General features: G+C 74.2%; 13 protein-coding genes. 4 read left to right on the top strand and 9 right to left on the bottom strand.

The features are described 5' to 3' along the window. The first annotated feature begins 285 nt into the window (after positions 1-285). Positions 286-1,533: a phosphatidylserine decarboxylase gene (locus RMN56_RS15840; protein WP_313724494.1), complete on the top strand. Its 1,248-nt coding sequence runs from the start codon at positions 286-288 to the stop codon at positions 1,531-1,533. Positions 1,534-1,590: 57 nt separating this feature from the next. Here the strand turns inward: RMN56_RS15840 and RMN56_RS15835 are convergent, their stop codons facing one another. The 3 genes from RMN56_RS15835 to RMN56_RS15825 form a co-directional block, all read right to left on the bottom strand. Beyond that, on the bottom strand, positions 1,591-2,502 hold the full coding sequence (locus tag RMN56_RS15835; RefSeq protein ID WP_313724493.1) for a CDP-alcohol phosphatidyltransferase family protein: 912 nt from the start codon (positions 2,500-2,502) through the stop codon (positions 1,591-1,593). Positions 2,503-2,846: 344 nt separating this feature from the next. Further along, a complete protein-coding gene (locus RMN56_RS15830; RefSeq protein WP_313724749.1) occupies positions 2,847-3,758 on the bottom strand; it encodes an NUDIX hydrolase in 912 nt (303 codons plus the stop codon). A gap of 151 nt (positions 3,759-3,909) precedes the next feature. Continuing rightward, positions 3,910-4,857 carry an NUDIX hydrolase gene (locus RMN56_RS15825; RefSeq protein ID WP_313724492.1) on the bottom strand — a complete coding sequence of 316 codons (948 nt, stop codon included), beginning with the start codon at positions 4,855-4,857 and terminating at the stop codon, positions 3,910-3,912. Between the two features lie 144 nt (positions 4,858-5,001). Between RMN56_RS15825 and RMN56_RS15820 the strand changes: the two genes are divergently transcribed. Then, entirely contained in the window at positions 5,002-5,364 is a 363-nt protein-coding gene (locus tag RMN56_RS15820; RefSeq protein WP_313724491.1) for a PspC domain-containing protein, read from the top strand. Between the two features lie 7 nt (positions 5,365-5,371). Here RMN56_RS15820 and guaA read toward each other — a convergent pair whose 3' ends face one another. Beyond that, on the bottom strand, positions 5,372-6,925 hold the full coding sequence (guaA, locus tag RMN56_RS15815) for a glutamine-hydrolyzing GMP synthase (protein ID WP_313724490.1): 1,554 nt from the start codon (positions 6,923-6,925) through the stop codon (positions 5,372-5,374). 68 nt (positions 6,926-6,993) lie between these two features. Then, positions 6,994-8,691, bottom strand: coding sequence for an FAD-dependent oxidoreductase (locus tag RMN56_RS15810; RefSeq protein ID WP_313724489.1), 1,698 nt, complete (start codon positions 8,689-8,691; stop codon positions 6,994-6,996). A 146-nt stretch (positions 8,692-8,837) separates the two neighbouring features. Here RMN56_RS15810 and RMN56_RS15805 point away from each other — a divergent pair, with 146 nt between their 5' ends. Then, on the top strand, positions 8,838-9,950 hold the full coding sequence (locus RMN56_RS15805; protein WP_313724488.1) for an LCP family protein: 1,113 nt from the start codon (positions 8,838-8,840) through the stop codon (positions 9,948-9,950). A 1-nt stretch (position 9,951) separates the two neighbouring features. Here RMN56_RS15805 and RMN56_RS15800 read toward each other — a convergent pair whose 3' ends face one another. The 4 genes from RMN56_RS15800 to guaB all read right to left on the bottom strand — a co-directional run bounded on the left by RMN56_RS15800 (position 9,952) and on the right by guaB (position 15,678). Continuing rightward, entirely contained in the window at positions 9,952-11,409 is a 1,458-nt protein-coding gene (locus tag RMN56_RS15800; RefSeq protein WP_313724487.1) for a M1 family metallopeptidase, read from the bottom strand. 90 nt (positions 11,410-11,499) lie between these two features. Next, positions 11,500-12,894 (bottom strand): M1 family metallopeptidase, encoded by a 1,395-nt coding sequence (locus RMN56_RS15795; RefSeq protein WP_313724486.1) that lies wholly within the window; start codon positions 12,892-12,894, stop codon positions 11,500-11,502. A 73-nt stretch (positions 12,895-12,967) separates the two neighbouring features. Beyond that, positions 12,968-14,086 carry a GuaB3 family IMP dehydrogenase-related protein gene (locus tag RMN56_RS15790; RefSeq protein WP_313724485.1) on the bottom strand — a complete coding sequence of 373 codons (1,119 nt, stop codon included), beginning with the start codon at positions 14,084-14,086 and terminating at the stop codon, positions 12,968-12,970. 29 nt (positions 14,087-14,115) lie between these two features. Next, the gene (gene guaB, locus RMN56_RS15785) at positions 14,116-15,678 is read right to left on the bottom strand and encodes an IMP dehydrogenase (protein WP_262283114.1); all 1,563 of its coding nucleotides are present in this window, start codon (positions 15,676-15,678) and stop codon (positions 14,116-14,118) included. A gap of 197 nt (positions 15,679-15,875) precedes the next feature. Between guaB and RMN56_RS15780 the strand changes: the two genes are divergently transcribed. Next, a complete protein-coding gene (locus RMN56_RS15780; RefSeq protein WP_313724484.1) occupies positions 15,876-16,280 on the top strand; it encodes a DUF5319 domain-containing protein in 405 nt (134 codons plus the stop codon). The last annotated feature ends 7 nt before the right edge of the window (positions 16,281-16,287 follow it).

Raw genomic sequence — 16,287 nt, 5'->3', positions numbered from 1 at the left:
GCGACGAGCGGGACGGCACGGCCGGACCGGCCACCCGCGAACTGCCGGCGGTCGACGACGCGGCGGACCGGCCGGGGGGCGGCCCGCGTACCGGTGGGGACGGGCCGGGCTGACCGCGGCGGTGCGGGTGGCCGGCGGCGCCGCCTATGCTGGCTGGTGGAGATCTCGCCTCCGCCGGCCGGCCCACCCGTGGCGCCCCGGTAGCGGCCGGGGCGCCCGGTCGGCCGGGTCGCCCGGGTCGGCGCCGCCGCCTTCCGTCTCTACCTCGTCAGGAGCCCGTCCGAGATGACCCAGTCCCCCGCCGTGCGCGTCACCGGTCCCGCCGGTGCGGTCCGCGTCGGCGAGCGCGCCGCCCGCACCCTCGTCAGTGAGTTCGCCAGGCGTAATGACGCGAAGGCCGGCCTGCTGGTCGGCGCGACCCCGGAGTCCGCGGTGCTGGCCGCGGCGATCGAGGCGCTGCTCCCCGGCGACCGGCTCACGGTCGTGCCGGCGGAGGGCGCCTCCGCGGCGGCGCTCCGCGCGCACGTGACGGCCCAGGGCCGCTGGGTGGCCGACCGGGTACGCGTGGTCGACACCCTCGCCGAGGCGGACGCCGCCGCGGTGGTGATCGCGGCCGAGGCGTTCACCGGCACGGCCGAGGAGGCCCGCACCGCCGTGGACGGGCTGACGAAGTACCTCGCCGAGGGGGCCGTGCTGAGCGTTGCCGCGCCCCTGTTCCGCACCGAGGGCGCCGGGGCCGAGCTGGACCGGCAGGGGGTGCTGCACGGCGTCCGCACCGACCTGGTGCTGCGCAACTCCCCGCCGGTACGCGTGCACCACCTGCGCTCCACCCCGGCGCCGGCCGCGCTGGCCGCGTCGCTGTCCCCGGCGTACCGGCCGTCGAGCGTGCCGCTGACCCGGAGCATGCACATCGACTCCAACGGCGTGGCCGCGGCCGGCATCACCCTCGGTCTGGCCGCGCTGGCCCGGGCCGCCCGGCCGAAGTCCAAGCTCTGGCTGCTGCCGGCACTGGCCGCCGCCCCGGTGGCCGCGTTCTTCCGCGACCCGGAGCGGGACGTGCCGGAGGACCCGTCGGCCGTGGTCGCCTCGGCGGACGGTCAGGTCCTCTCGGTGCAGCGGCTGTACGACGAGCGCTTCGGCGAGGGCGAGTGGCTGCGGATCGCGGTCTTCCTGTCCGTGCTGGACGTGCACGTCAACCGCTCGCCGGTGGCCGGCAAGGTGGTGGACTACTTCGTCGCCGACGGCGGCTTCGTCAACGCCATGAAGCCGGACGCCGAGCACAACGTGGCCGCGTACACGGTGCTGGACACCGACCACGGCACGGTGGTGGTGGCGCAGCGGACCGGGCTGATCGCCCGCCGGATCGTGCAGCGGGCGCCGGTCGGCGCGCTGCTGGCCCGGGGCGAGCGCTTCGGCCTGATCCGGTTCGGCTCGCGCACCGACGTCTACCTGCCGGCCGAGGCCGCCGAGCCGCTGGTCGGCCCGGGCGACAAGGTGGTCGGCGGGTCGACGGTCATCGCCCGCTGGAGCTGATCCCAGGAACGCGAAAAGGGGCGCCGCGGTAGCGGCGCCCCTTTTGCGTGCTGTGAGTCAGGCGGTGCGGCGCTGGCGCAGCCAGAGCACCGGGCCGCTGACCAGGTAGCCCACCACCACGAGGGCAAAGGTGAGCCGGATGTCGACCAGCGCGCCGACCACCGGGGCCAGCCAGAGCCACGGCGGCAGCTTCACCAGCCGGGCGAGCTTCGCGTAGGGGAAGCTGGAGACCATGGCGAAGGCGAGCAGCGCCACGCCGGTGACCATGACCAGCCCGGAGACCGGCACCCCGATCGCCACGGTCAGGGCCAGCACGGCGGCCGCCATGGTGGTCGGCACGCCGCAGAAGAAGCGGCCGTCCTTGGGCGAGACGTTGAACCGGGCGAGCCGGATGGCGGCGCAGGCCGCGACCAGGGCGCAGGCGACCGCCGCGGCCGCCGGCGGCACCGAGCCGGCCAGCGAGGCGTAGACCACGACCGGCGCGGCGAGGCCGAACGAGCACATGTCGGCCAGCGAGTCCATCTGCGCGCCGAACGGGCTGGCCACGTTGAGCTTGCGGGCCAGCGCTCCGTCGAGGCCGTCGAACGCCACGCAGGCGATCAGGCAGAGCGCCGCGACCCGGACCTCGTTCTGCATGGCCAGGAAGATCGCCAGCATGCCGAGCACGAGGCTGCTCAGGGTGCAGGCGTTGACCAGCGCGAACTTCACCCGCCGGGCGGCAGTGCGCTCGCCCGGCAGCAGCGGGATCGACATGGCCGGCGACTCGTCGACCGGCGTGGCCGGGCCGAGCGCCGGGCTGACCGGCATCACGGCCTCGACCTCGGCTTCGTACCGCCCGTAGCGGCGGCGCTGGCGGTCGGACCAGCGGTGGTCGGGGGTGACCAGGTCGGTCCCGGTGACGGCGGCGCCGTCCCGGCGGCCCACCCGGACCAGCAGCACCTGGCGGGCGAACGTGCTGCTGCGGCGCAACCGGCCCGCCCAGCGACGCCCTGCGGGGCGCGGACTGTCAGTCGTACGACGCCGGCGCCATGGGGCTCTCGGCACGTTTCCTCCATCACCGGATCGGGTGACCGCCACGCGGGCGGGTGTCCGGCTGTCTCGTGCCGGACCTTTCGGGCCCGGCAGCCCATTTGCGGAGTACACCATTGCACAGGGGATAGGGGGTTGGCGATAGCTGCCGGCGGTACTTATAACTCTCTTAACCGCACGAACCGCTCAGTTATTCCCATCTCGGGCTTCATCGCCCGTTTCGTCGGCCAATCCCTGCCATCGACTGTACCGGAGGAGACCCATGGCGGCTCGGTGAGCGGGCGTCAGCTACCCCGCTGTCCGGTTGCCCGGGCCGCCACCTCGGTCATCCGCAGGCCCCTGACCTGGTCCGGCGCGAACCAGGCAGCGCGCGCGGTGGAGCCTCCCGCGAGCTCGGTCACCACGGCCTCGGTCGGGGCGTCCACCCGGACGCGGTAGATGACCCGTACGCCGTGCCAGTCCAACGGCCGCCTCTCCGGGCCGAGCGCGGCCGGGTTGTGCATGTTGTCCACGGCCAGCAGGTCGACCACCCGGCCGAGCTGGCCGGCCTCCTCGACCAGTTCGCGGAGCAGGCCGGCGGCGGGCTGCTCGCCGTGGTCGGTGCCGCCGCCGGGAAGGTGCCACCTCCCGGCGCCCGGGTAGCCGTCGGCGATCATGGTGAGCAGCACGCGCCCGGCCGGGTCGGTGACCAGCCCGTACGCGGCGAAGCGCTGCCGCCGGTCGGCGGCCGGGGCGGCCGGCGCGGGTGGCAGGGCCCGGGGCAGGCCCGCCGGCAGGGGCGACACCGGCACTCCGAGCAGCTCGGCGGTGAACGGCATCAGGGGCACGGCCGCCGCCTCGTCCGGGGTGAACCAGCCCACCGCGTCGCTGCCGCCGGCCGGCTCCGGGCGCAGTTCACCACCGCGCGCCTCGACGTCGAAGATCAGCCGGTCGGTGTGCACGGCGATGCCGTCGGTCGGGAAGGCGGCCACGTCGGCGACCGCGGCCCGGACCGCGTCCGCCGCGACGATCAGCCCGGTCTCCTCGGCGAACTCGCGCTCGACGGCCCGCGCCGGATGCTCGGCGTGCTCGATCCCACCCCCCGGCAGCTGCCACACCCCCGGACAGGGACAGGCCTCGGACCCCCGCGCCAGCAATATCCGCCCGCCCGGGTCCCGCAGCACCCCGTACGCCCCGATCCGCCGCCGCTTCTCCACCGCTTCCGCACCCACTTCCCACCCGCCAACTCCGTCGATCATGAGGTTAGCGGCACCGGGACGGACATTTCACACCGTCAACCTCATGATCAGCGGCGCGGGGCGGGCGTGCGGGCGGGCGGTGCTGGGTGGGGTGGGTTGGGGCAGGGGGTCAGATCAGGTGGGCGGCGTGGACTGCTTCGGCTGTCACCTCGGTGAGGCGGTCCGTCGGGAGGGCGCCCAGTTCCTCGCGGCGGAACCAGCGGGCCTCGCAGGTGGAGCCGCCGACGTCGGCCACGGTGGGCGGGGCGGGCTGGTCGACGACCACCCGGTAGAAGGCGCGGACGCCGTGCCAGTCGATCGGGTAGCCCTCCGGGCCGAGCGAGGCGGCGTCCCGGTGGCTGGCAACCCCGAGCAGCTCGACCAGGCGACCGGTCTGCCCGGTCTCCTCCACCAGCTCCCGGATCAGCGCGGCGCCCGGCTGCTCGCCGTAGTCGGTGCCGCCGCCGGGCAGGTGCCAGCAGCCGGCGCCCGGGTAGCCGTCGGAGACCCGGGTGAGCAGCACCCGCTCCTCCGGGTCGGTCACCACGGCGTATGCGGCGAAGCGCTGCGCCCGGTGCAGCCCGTCGGGGCCGGGGACGGCGTAGAACGACGGGAACTCGGGCACCTCCTCCGGCACGATGTCGTCGGTGGAGGTGGGCAGGCCCAGGGCGCGCGCCGCGAACGAGCGCAGCGGCAGCCCGCGGGCCTCGTCGAGGGTGAACCAGCGGGCCAGGTCGGTGGGGCGGTCGACCCGGTCGGCGAGCGTCCCGCCCCGCACCGAGACGGTGTAGAGCAGCCGGTCGGTGTGGATCGTGATGCCGCGCTCGGGCAGCGCCCGCATGTCGGCGAGGACGTCCTGGAGGGCGGCGACGGCGACCGAGAGGCCGGTCTCGGCGGCGGTCTCGCGGACGACGGTGTGCTTGGGGTCCTCACCGTGGTCGACCGCCCCGCCGGGCAGCGACCACGTGCCGGGGGTGCCGGAGCGCTCCGATGCGCGGACCAGCAACACTCGGGCGTCTGAATCTGCACAAACTGCGTATGCCGCGATCCTGCGGAGCGGCTCCAGCAAGGTGGTCACGGGAGCGAATTCTCCCCGGCTGCGGTTACCCGCATCGAAAAGAGTCAGATTCCTGACTCTTCGCTGGCGCCTCAGGGACGCGTCAGGGTAGGAGTCCGGGCGGTCACCGAGGTCGCCCGCCGGACCGCGGGGGACCGTGGAGACATGACCTCCACGAACCCCTCGCAGGCCCCGTACAAGCAGCTCCGCCGGCCGGTCACCGACCGGATGCTCGCCGGCGTGGCCAGCGGCCTCGGCCGCTACTTCGCCGTCGACCCCACCCTCGTGCGGGTGGCCTTCGCGGTCGCCACCCTGCTCACCGGCGGGATCGCCGCGCTGGCGTACCCGATCATGTGGTTCCTGATGCCCGAGGAGCCGGCGGGCGCGCCCGCCTGGCCGCACCCCCCGGGCACCGCACCCGGCTGGCCGCCGGTCCCGCCGACGACCCCGGGCCCGTACGCGGCGCCGACCACGCCCGAGCCGGCGCCCCGGCCGGCGCCTCAGCCGCCGACGCCGCCCGCGGCCTGAGCCGGCGTCACTCCCACTCGATGGTGCCCGGCGGCTTGCTGGTCACGTCCAGGACCACCCGGTTGACCTCGGCGACCTCGTTGGTGATCCGGGTGGAGATCCGGGCCACCACCTCGTAGGGCAGCCGGGACCAGTCGGCGGTCATCGCGTCCTCGCTGGAGACCGGGCGCAGCACCACGGGATGCCCGTAGCTGCGCCCGTCGCCCTGGACGCCGACGCTGCGCACGTCGGCCAGGAGCACCACCGGGAACTGCCAGACGCCCCGGTCCAGGCCGGCGGCGGTGAGCTCCTGCCGGGCGATCAGGTCGGCCTTGCGGAGCACGGCGAGGCGCTCCTCGTCGACCGCGCCGATGATCCGGATGGCGAGACCCGGGCCGGGGAACGGGTGCCGCCAGACCATCGCCTCGGGCAGCCCCAACTCCAGGCCGAGCGCCCGGACCTCGTCCTTGAACAGCGTGCGCAGCGGCTCGACCAGGGCGAACTTCAGGTCCTCCGGCAGCCCGCCGACGTTGTGGTGGCTCTTGATGTTGGCGGTGCCGGTGCCGCCGCCGGACTCCACCACGTCGGGGTAGAGGGTGCCCTGCACCAGGAACTCGACGTCGCCGTGCGCGGCGATCTCCCGGGCGGCGGCCTCGAAGACCCGGATGAACTCCCGACCGATGATCTTGCGCTTCTGCTCGGGGTCGGTCACCCCGGCGAGGGCGCCGAGGAACCGCTCGCGGGCGTCGACCACCTTGAGCTTGATGCCGGTAGCGGCCACGTAGTCCTTCTCCACCTGCTCGGCCTCGCCGGCGCGGAGCAGGCCGTGGTCGACGAAGACGCAGGTGAGCTGGTCGCCGACGGCCTTGTGCACCAGCGCCGCGGCGACCGCCGAGTCGACGCCGCCGGACAGGCCGCAGATGACCTCCTTGTCGCCGACCTGCGCCCGGATCCGGGCGACCTGCTCGTCGATGATGTTCTCGGGCGTCCAGGTCGGCGCGATGCCGGCGATGTCGTGCAGGAAGCGGGCCAGCATCTCCTGGCCGTGCGCGGTGTGCCCGACCTCCGGGTGGAACTGCACTCCGGCCCGGCGCCCGGCCAGGTCCTCGAACGCGGCGACCGGCGCGCCCGCCGACTCGGCGGTGACCGCGAAGCCGGCCGGGGCCTCGGTGACGCAGTCGCCGTGGCTCATCCACACCGGCAGGTCGTCGGGGAGGTCGCGGAGCAGCACGCCGGCCTCCGGGCGGGCGTGCAGCGGGGTGCCGCCGTACTCGCGGTTGCCGGTGCGCGTCACGGTGCCGCCGAGCGCCTGCGCCATGGCCTGGAAGCCGTAGCAGATGCCGAACACCGGGACGCCGGCGTCGAACATCCCGGCGTCGATCTGCGGGGCGTCCGGCGCGTAGACGCTGGACGGGCCGCCGGACAGGATGATCGCGGCCGGATCCTTCGCCAGCATCTCGGACACCGGCATGGAGTGCGGGACGATCTCCGAGTAGACCTTCGCCTCGCGGACGCGGCGCGCGATGAGCTGGGCGTACTGGGCTCCGAAGTCCACCACGAGGACGGGGCGAGGCGTGCTCATGTGCAGCAACCCTACCGACAGTCACCCCCGGCGCGGGCCGCGCCCCGGTGTGTCGCGCGCCGCGTCGCTCAGGGACGCAGCGCGGCGGGGGCGTGCGCCGGGACGGCGGGCTGCTTCGGGGCCACCGGGGCGAGCCGGCGGTAGGGCGCACCGAGCGGCGGGCGGGGGTCCTCGTCCCCCTTGTTGGGCCAGAACGACATGGCCCGCTCGGCCTGCGCCGTGATGGTCAGCGACGGGTTCACGCCGAGATTCGCCGAGACGGCCGCGCCGTCCACCACGTGCAGCCCCGGGTGGCCGTGCATCCGGTGGTACGGGTCGATCACCCCGCGCTCCGGGCTGTCGCCGATCACCGCGCCGCCCAGGATGTGCGCGGTCATCGGGATGTTGAACGGCTCGGTGACCGCCCCGCCGGGCGTCCCGTCGATCTCCTCGGCGAGCAGCCGGACCGCCTCGTTGCCGGCGGGGATCCAGGTCGGGTTGGGCGCGCCGTGCCCCGGGCCGGAGACCAGCCGGCGGCCGAACCACCCGCGCCGGTAGCGGGTGGTGAGCGAGTTGTCGGCCGACCGCATGACCAGGGCGATCACGGTGCGCTCGGACCAGCCGCGCACCGAGAGCATCCGGGCGGCCAGGCCGGGCTGCCGGACGATGCTGCCCAGCCAGCGCCGGATCCGGTGCGGGCCGCCGTCGACCAGCAGCGACTGGAGCAGCCCCATGGCGTTGGAGCCCTTGCCGTAGCGGACCGGCTCGATGTGGGTCTGCGGGTCGGGGTGGAACGAGCTGGTGATCGCCACCCCCTCGGTGAAGTCGAGGCCGCGCCGCCGGGCCTGGCCGGGCCCGACCGACGCACCGAGGATGGCCTCCGAGTTGGTGCGGGTCAGCTCGCCGAGCCGGGGTGACAGGTGGGGCAGCGCCCCGGTCGCCTTCATCTCGTGCAGCAGCCGCTGGGTGCCCAGCGCGCCGGCCGCGAAGACCACCTGGTCGGCGTGGATCACCTGGCGGCGCTTGCGCACCCAGGCGCCGGTGCGCTCGGTGTGCACGGTGTAGCCGCCCTCCGCGGCGGGACGTACCGCCGTCACGGTGGTCAGCGGGTGGACCTGCGCGCCGAGCCGCTCGGCCAGCCAGAGGTAGTTCTTGACCAGGGTGTTCTTCGCGCCGTGCCGACAGCCGGTCATGCACGAGCCGCAGTGGCTGCATCCCGTCCGGTCCGGCCCCACCCCGCCGAAGTACGGGTCGGGCACGCGCTCGCCGGGGCGGCCGATGTGCACGCCCACCGGCGTCGAGTGGAACGTGTGCCCCACCCCCATCCGCTCGGCCACCGCCCGCATGGCCCGGTCCGCCCCGGTGTGCAGCGGGTACGTGGTGACGCCGAGCATCCGCTTCGCCTGGTCGTAGTGGCGGGCCAGTTCGTCGCGCCAGTCGGTGATGTCCCGCCACTGCGGGTCGGCGTAGAAGGCGTCGAGCGGCTCGTAGAGCGTGTTCGCGTAGACCAGCGAGCCGCCACCCACGCCGGCGCCGGCGAGCACCAGCACCCCGCCGCCGGCCTTCCGGTCGGCGGAGCGGAGCAGGGTGATCCGCTGGAGGCCGTAGCAGCCGAGTTTGGGGGCCCACAGGAAGCGGCTGGCCCGCCAGGAGGTGCGGGGGAACTCGTCGTCGGCGAAGCGCCGGCCGGCCTCCAGGACCCCGACGGTGTAACCCTTCTCGGCCAGCCGCAGCGCGGTGACGCTGCCGCCGAATCCCGACCCGATGACGACCACGTCGTACCGCATGCACGCATCATTACCGACCGGTAGCTATAGCGCCAGCGAGAGTTTTTCGCAGATCATGCAGAGCGCCCGATTACACGGGATTCCCGCCCGGGCAACCGACGGCCCTCCGTCGCGCGTCGAGTGGAAGACGGGGGAAGGAGACCACGATGACGCGTCGACGGTTGCTGCTGGGGCTGGCCGCACTGGTGGCCGTGGTGCTGGTCGTCGCCGGCGCGGTGGTGACCACCCGGCTGGTCTCCCGCCCGTCGCCCGGCCCGGTCGCCGGGCCGGGCACGCCGAGCCCGTCCACCGCCGCCCCGGCCACCCCGGCCCCGGTGACCTCCAGCCCCACCCCGCCGCCCGGCGCCGACCTCAAGGGGCCGCTCAACCTGCTGCTGGTCGGCGTGGACACCCGGATCAGCGTGCCGGGCTGGGAACCGCACGCCGACGCCGTGCTGGTGCTGCACGTGCCGGCCGGGCTGGGCCGCGCGTACCTCTTCTCGCTCCCCCGCGACCTGGTGGTCGACATCCCGGCCTACCCGAAGGCCGGCTACCCGGGCGGCCGGACCAAGCTCACCCACGCGATGAGCTACGGCAGCCGGGTCGCCGGCGACAAGTTGCACCCGAGCACGGCCCAGGGGTACGAGCTGCTGCGCACCACGGTCAGCCGGTACACCGGGCTGCGCATCGACGCCGGCGCGGTGATCACCTTCGGCGGGTTCGACAAGCTGGTCGACACCCTCGGCGGCGTGGACCTCTACGTCGACCAGCGGGTCGCCTCCATCCACCGCCGGCCGGACGGGCGCTACCGGGACCGGGCCGGCAGCACCTACACCGGGCCGCAGATGGTCTACCAGCCGGGCAACCGGCACCTGACCGGCTGGCAGGCGCTCGACTACGCGCGCCAGCGCTACACGGCCGGCGGCGACTACACCCGGCAGCGGCACCAGCAGCAGCTCATCCGGGCGCTGGCCCGGAAGATCCTCGACCAGGGGCTGGCCCGCGACCCGGACCGGGTCGAGCAGGTGGTCGCCGCGCTGGGCAAGACCCTGGTGTACGTGGGCGGCGGCCGCCGGCTGGTCGACTTCGCGTACGCCCTGGGTGGCCTGCCGGCGGAGAAGTTCGTCCTGGTCGGCCTCCCCGGCGAAGGGGTGGGCAGCGGCGCGTCCTACCGGGGCGAGCAGCTGCGCCCGGTGGGCCGCCAGTTCCTCACCGCCCTGCGCGGCGGCAGCGCCGACGCCTACCTGGCCGCGCACCCCTCGCTGCGGGTGAAGAACTGACTCAGAGCGGCTTCGGGGCCGGCGGGCGCTCGGTGCCGTAGAGCCAGGCGTCGAAGAGCTTGCCGAGCTTCTTGCCGGAGACCCGCTCGGCGAGCGCCACGAACTCGTCGGTGGTGGCGTTGCCGTGCTTCTTCTCCGCCGCCCAGGTGCGCAGGACGGTGAAGAAGGCGCTGTCGCCGATCGCCACCCGCAGCGCGTGCATGGCCATCCCGCCCCGCTCGTAGACCGACCGGCCGAACAGGTTCGCCACCCCCGGCCGGCCCGGCGGCGTACGCCAGACCTGGCTCGACGCGGTCGCGTACTTCTGTTCGAAGGTGTGCTGGACGGTGGACTCCCCGGCGTGCTCCGCCCACAGCCACTCGGCGTACGTGGCCATGCCCTCGTTGAGCCAGATGTCCTGCCAGCGCTGGACGGAGACGCTGTCGCCGTACCACTGGTGGGCCAGCTCGTGCGCGACCACGCCGGTGTTGTCGCCCTGCCGGAAGAACCCGGCCGAGTAGACCGGCCGGCCCTGCGTCTCCAGCGCGTACCGGATCCGGTCGTCGGCGACCACCACCCCGCCGTACGCGTCGAACGGGTACGGCCCGAAGGTGCTCTCCAGGTAGTCGGCCACCTCGACGGTCCGCGCGATCGACCGGTCGGGCGCGCCCTCGGCCACCTGCCTGGTGACCGCGCTGTACACCGGCCGTCCCTTGTGCTCGCCGGTGGTGATCCGGAACTTCCCGATCGCCACCGTGGTCAGGTAGCTGGCCATCGGGGCGCCCTCGGACCAGCGCCAGGTGGTCCAGTCGCCCGTGGTGCTCCGCCCCTTCGGGACCCCGTTGCTGACCGCGGTGAGCCCCTTCGGCACGGTGATCTCGAAGTCGTAGGTGGCCTTGTCGGACGGGTGGTCGTTGACCGGGTACCAGGTGCTCGCCGACTCCGGCTGGCCGAGCGCGATCGCCCCGTCGGCGGTGTGCAGCCAGCCGCCCTCGCCGAGCACGTCGTTGTCCAGCGCGGCCGGCTGGCCGTCGTACCGGACCTCGGCGACGAAGCCGTTGCCCGAGGTGAGGCCGGTGGCCGGGGTGACGACCAGCTCGTCGGCGGTGCGGCTGTGGCCGGCCTTCGCCCCGTCCACGGTGACCGACCGCACCGTCAGCCCGGCCAGGTCCAGGTTGAACGCCGACAGGTCGGCGGTCGCCGTGGCCCGCAGCGTGGTGGTGCCGGTGAGCTTGTCGGTCGCCGGGTCGTAGCGCACCCGCACGGTGTAGTGGGCCACGTCGTAGCCGCCGTTGCCGTAGCTCGGGAAGTAGGGGTCGCCGGCGCCCGGCGCGCCGGGCGCGAAGCTGCGCTCGGCCGTCGGGCTGGGCGAGGTGGGGTCCGGCACCGCCCGGTCCGGTTCGGTCGCACCGCAGCCGGCGAGCAGCAACCCTCCACAGAGCAGCAGCCCGAGCCGTCGTCGTCCGCCGCGCCGCGCCATCGCCTCGATCCCTCCCGGAGCAGAACCGTCGCGGCCCTGCCCGGGGCCGCTCCGCCCGCGGCAGCCTACCCAGGATCGATCACGTCCGCGTCACGGCAGGGCCGGCGGGCTCGCACCGATCAGCCAGGCGTCGAAGAGGGGCCGCAGGGGCTTCCCGGCGGTCCGCTCGGCGTACCCGATGAAGTCGGCGGTGGTGGCCGTGCCGTTGCGGCGTTCGGCCAGCCAGCCGCGCAGGACGCGGAAGAACGTGGCGTCGCCGACCGCGCGGCGCAGCGCGTGCACGGCCAGCGCGCCGCGCTGGTAGACCCCGTCGCCGAACATGGCGGCGCGGCCCGGGTCCACCGAGGGCCTGCTCCAGTCGGTGACCGCGTAGCGGTCGGCGAAGGCCCGCTCGACGGTGCGCCCGCCGTCGTGCTCCGCCCACAGCCATTCCGCGTACGTGGCGAAGCCCTCGTTGAGCCAGAGGTCGCTCCACCGGGCCACCGAGACGCTGTCGCCGAACCACTGGTGGGCCAGCTCGTGCGCGACGACCTCGGTGTTCGGGCCGGCGCCCCGGAAGAAGCCGGGCCCGTAGACCGGCCGGGACTGGGTCTCCAGCGCGTACCGGATCCGGTCGTCGGCCACCACGATCCCGCCGTACGCGTCGAACGGGTACGGCCCGAAGCGGCCGGCCAGGAAGTCGGCGATCTCGCCGGTGCGGGCCACCGAGGCGGCGGCCGGCCCGTCGGCGGGCAGCTTGCCGGCGACGGCGGTGACGATCGGCTTCCCGGCGTGCGTGCCGGTCCGGACCCGGTAGTCGCCGATCACCAGGGTGGACAGGTAACTGGCCATCGGCGCGCCCTCGGACCAGCGCCAGGTGGTCCAGCCGCCGCTGCTCGCCGTCCCCTTCGGCACCCCGTTGCTCAGCGCGGCGAGCCCGGCCGGGACGGTCACCTCGATCTCGTAGGTGGCCTTGTCGGAGGGGTGGTCGTTGACCGGGTACCAGGTGCTCGCCGACTCCGGCTGGCCCAGCGCGATCGCCCCGTCCCCGGTGGCCTGGAAGCCGCCGTCGCCCAGCTCCGTGCTGGGCAGCGGCTCCGGCACCCCGCCGTACGTCACCTCGACGGTGAACCGCTGCCCGGCCGGCAGGCCGTGCGGCGGGGTGACGACCAGCTCGGCCCCGTCGCGCCGGTGCTTCGCCGGGGCGCCGTCGACGCGTACCCGGTCGACGGTGAGGCCGGCCAGGTCGAGCTGGAACCGGGACAGCGCCATGGTGGCGGTGGCGGTCAGGACGGCCTCGCCGGCGAGCCGGTCGTCGGCCGGGTCGTAGCGGACCTTCAGCGCGTAGTGCCCGACGTCGTACCCGCCGTTGCCGGAGCCCGGCACGTACGGGTCGCCCGCGTCCGCCGCGCCCGGACAGAACCGCCCGTCGTCGTCCCCCGTGCAGCCGCCGGCCAGCAGGGCGGCGGCGAGCACCGCCGCGCCCCACCGCCGGCCGCGCGTCATCCGCCGAGCCTAGATGCGCGACGGCGCGGGTGGGACCGGAATCCGCACCCGCGCCGTCGGTCGCCCACCCGGGTCAGCGGTCGAGGACCAGGCCGACCTTCTGGAACTCCTTGAGGTCGCGGTAGCCGCACTTGGCCATCGCGCGGCGCAGCCCGCCGAAGAGGTTGAGCTGGCCGTCCGGCTCGTCGGCCGGGCCGAACAGCAGCTTCTCCATCGAGCCGAGCGGCTCGCCGGCCACCTCGAACGCGCCGCGCGGCAGGGACGGGTGGCTGGCGGCCGAGTGCCACCAGGCGCCGCCGGCCGGGGCCTCCTCGCAGAGCGACAGCGGCTCGCCGAGCATCACGGCGTCCGCGCCGCAGCCGAGCGCCTTGGCGATGTCGCCGGAGGTCTGCATGTCGCCGTCGGCGATGAGGTGCACGTACCGGCCGCCGGTCTCGTCGAGGTAGTCGCGGCGGGCCGCGGCGGCGTCGGCGATCGCGGTGGCCATCGGCACCCGGATGCCGAGCACCGACTCGGTGGTGGACCAGTCGTCGCCGCCGATGCCGACGATGACGCCGGCCGCGCCGGTGCGCATCAGGTGCAGCGCCGTCTTGTAGTCGGTGCAGCCGCCCACGATGACCGGCAGGTCGAGGTCGGCGATGAACTCCTTGAGGTTCAGCGGCTCGTCGGTGGTGGAGACGTGCTCGGCGGAGACGATGGTGCCCTGGATGACCAGGATGTCCACGCCGGCGTCGAGGATCACCGGGGCGAGCGCCAGGGTGTGCTGCGGGGAGACCCGGACGGCCACCGTGCCGCCGCCGTCGCGCAGCTCGCGGACCCGCTCGGCGATCAGGTCGGGGCGGATCGGCTCCGCGTAGACCTCCTGGAGCCGCTTGGTGGCCCGGGCGTCCTCGTCCAGGCCGGCCAGCTCCTCCAGCACCTTGGCCGGGTTCTCGTAGCGGGTCCAGAGGCCCTCGACGTTGAGCACGCCGAGGCCGCCGAGCTGGCCGAGCCGCACCGCCGAGGCCGGACTCATGGTCGCGTCGGAGGGGTGCCCGACGCAGGGGATGCCGAACTGGTAGGCGTCGAGCTGCCACGCCGTGGAGACGTCGTCGACGTCCCGGGTGCGGCGGCTCGGCACGATGGCGATCTCGTCAAGGTGGTAGCCGCGCTGCGCGGTCTTGCCCAGCCCGATCTCGACCACGTCACGCATGGGGACTCCAGGTGGTTGGGGGTGGTGGGTCAGCGGGTGTGGTAGTTGGGCGCCTCGACGGTCATCTGGATGTCGTGCGGGTGGCTCTCCTTGAGCCCGGCCGCGGTGATCCGGATGAGCTGGCCGCGCCGGTGGAGCTCGGGGATGCTCTCGGCGCCGGAATATCCCATCGCCAGCCGCAACCCGCCGACGAGCTGGTGGGCGACCTGGGCGAGCGGACCCCGGTACGGCACCTGGCCCTCGACGCCCTCGGGGACCAGCTTCTCGTCGCTGGTCACATCCTGCTGGAAGTAGCGGTCCTTGGAGTACGACTTGGCCTGGCCGCGGGACTGCATGGCGCCGAGCGAGCCCATCCCCCGGTAGGCCTTGTACTGCTTGCCGTTGATGAAGAGCAGCTCGCCCGGGCTCTCCTCGCAGCCGGCGAGCAGGCCGCCCAGCATCACGGTGTCGGCGCCGGCCACCAGGGCCTTGGCGATGTCGCCGGAGTACTGGATGCCGCCGTCGCCGATCACCGGCACGCCGGCCGGACGGGCGGCCCGGGCGGCCTCCATGATCGCCGTGATCTGCGGTACGCCGACCCCGGCGACGATCCGGGTGGTGCAGATGGCACCCGGGCCGACGCCCACCTTGACGCCGTCCGCGCCCGCGTCGACCAGGGCCTTGGCGCCCGCGTAGGTGGCGACGTTGCCGCCGACGATGTCGATGGCGACGTCCTTCTTGAGCCGGGCGACCATCTCCAGCACGGCCCGCTGGTGGCCGTGCGCGGTGTCCACGATCACCACGTCGACGCCCGCGTCGACGAGGGTGCGGGCCCGCTTGTACGCGTCCTCGCCCACACCGATGGCGGCGGCCACCCGGAGCCGGCCGGCCTCGTCCTTGGTGGCCTCCGGGTACTGCTCGCTCTTGGTGAAGTCCTTGACCGTGATCAGCCCGCGCAGCTTCCCGGACTCGTCGACGATCGGCAGCTTCTCGACCTTGTGCTGGCGCAACAGGGCCAGCGCCTCGTCCTTGCCGACCCCGACGCGGGCGGTGATCAGCGGGGTCCGGGTCATGATCTCGCGGACCGGGGTGGCCGGGTCGGAGACGAAGCGCATGTCGCGGTTGGTGACGATGCCGACCAGCTGGCCCTGCCCGTCGACCACCGGGACGCCCGAGATGCGGTAGCGCCCGCAGAGCGCGTCGACCTCGCGGAGGGTGTCGTCCGGGCTGGCGGTCACCGGGTTGGTGATCATGCCGGACTCGGAGCGCTTGACCAGGTCGACCTGGAGGGCCTGGTCCTCGACGGAGAGGTTGCGGTGCAGCACGCCGATGCCGCCCTGGCGGGCCATGGCGATCGCCATCCGCGCCTCGGTGACGGTGTCCATCGCGCTGGAGAGCAGCGGGATGGTCAGCTCGACGTTGCGCGTGAGCTGGGTGCGGGTGTTCACCCGGCTCGGCACCACGTCCGACTCGCCCGGCTGGAGAAGCACGTCGTCGAAGGTCAGCCCGAGCGGCACCACCCGGGCCGAGCCGGCGGGCAGCTCCGGCAGATGGCCGCCCAGCTCACCGCCGTCGCGGCCGGCCGGGATCTCGGTGCTGGGCGAATTCTCCACGATTGCTCCCCTGAGCTGGTCGGACGGGCTGCAGCGAGGCGGCGCGCGCGGGCACCGGCGCACGCCGGCAAGACGGCGCGTCGCTTCATCGTACCCATTGACCTGGGCGGCCCCCGGCAGCGGCGGGCCCGGGTCGGCGGCGCCACAGGGAGTCGCCGGGGCGGACTTTCCGGCGCGACGGGGACTACGGTGAGGGGGTGCACGAGGAGCCCATCGACCCGTTCAACGGCGACCCGGCCGATCCGGCTGCCGGTCTGCACGACCCGCGCGAGGACGACGCGCTCGACCCGCTGACCGAGATCGAGCGGCAGGACGTCCTCGAGGATCTTGCCGACCTGGAGATCTACCAGGCCCTGCTGCAGCCGATCGGCGTCCGCGGCCTGGTCATCGAGTGCGAGGACTGCCGCGAGCCGCACTACTTCGACTGGGACCTCCTCCGCGGCAACCTGCGCCACCTGCTCGACTCGGGGCGGCCCCGGGTGCACGAGCCGGCCTACGACCCGGATCCGGACCACTACGTGAGCTGGGACTACGCGCGCGGCTACGCCGACGGCGTGCACGACACCCTCACCGAGGGCACCGACGACTCCGCCGAGGAGTGAGGGGCCG

The sequence above is a fragment of the Micromonospora halotolerans genome (genome assembly GCF_032108445.1).
Lineage (GTDB): Bacteria > Actinomycetota > Actinomycetes > Mycobacteriales > Micromonosporaceae > Micromonospora > Micromonospora halotolerans.
The sequence above is the reverse complement of the archived record's forward strand: the minus strand, read 5'-3'. Positions and strand labels throughout refer to the sequence as shown.

Excerpts from the sequence above, each read along its gene's own strand:
- RMN56_RS15790 (WP_313724485.1), bottom strand. The coding sequence starts at position 14,086 with ATGCGTGACGTGGTCGAGATCGGGCTGGGCAAGACCGCGCAGCGCGGC.
- RMN56_RS15840 (WP_313724494.1), top strand. The coding sequence starts at position 286 with ATGACCCAGTCCCCCGCCGTGCGCGTCACCGGTCCCGCCGGTGCGGTC.
- guaA (WP_313724490.1), bottom strand. The coding sequence starts at position 6,925 with ATGAGCACGCCTCGCCCCGTCCTCGTGGTGGACTTCGGAGCCCAGTAC.
- RMN56_RS15795 (WP_313724486.1), bottom strand. The coding sequence starts at position 12,894 with ATGACGCGCGGCCGGCGGTGGGGCGCGGCGGTGCTCGCCGCCGCCCTG.
- RMN56_RS15800 (WP_313724487.1), bottom strand. The coding sequence starts at position 11,409 with ATGGCGCGGCGCGGCGGACGACGACGGCTCGGGCTGCTGCTCTGTGGA.
- RMN56_RS15820 (WP_313724491.1), top strand. The coding sequence starts at position 5,002 with ATGACCTCCACGAACCCCTCGCAGGCCCCGTACAAGCAGCTCCGCCGG.
- RMN56_RS15805 (WP_313724488.1), top strand. The coding sequence starts at position 8,838 with ATGACGCGTCGACGGTTGCTGCTGGGGCTGGCCGCACTGGTGGCCGTG.
- RMN56_RS15810 (WP_313724489.1), bottom strand. The coding sequence starts at position 8,691 with ATGCGGTACGACGTGGTCGTCATCGGGTCGGGATTCGGCGGCAGCGTC.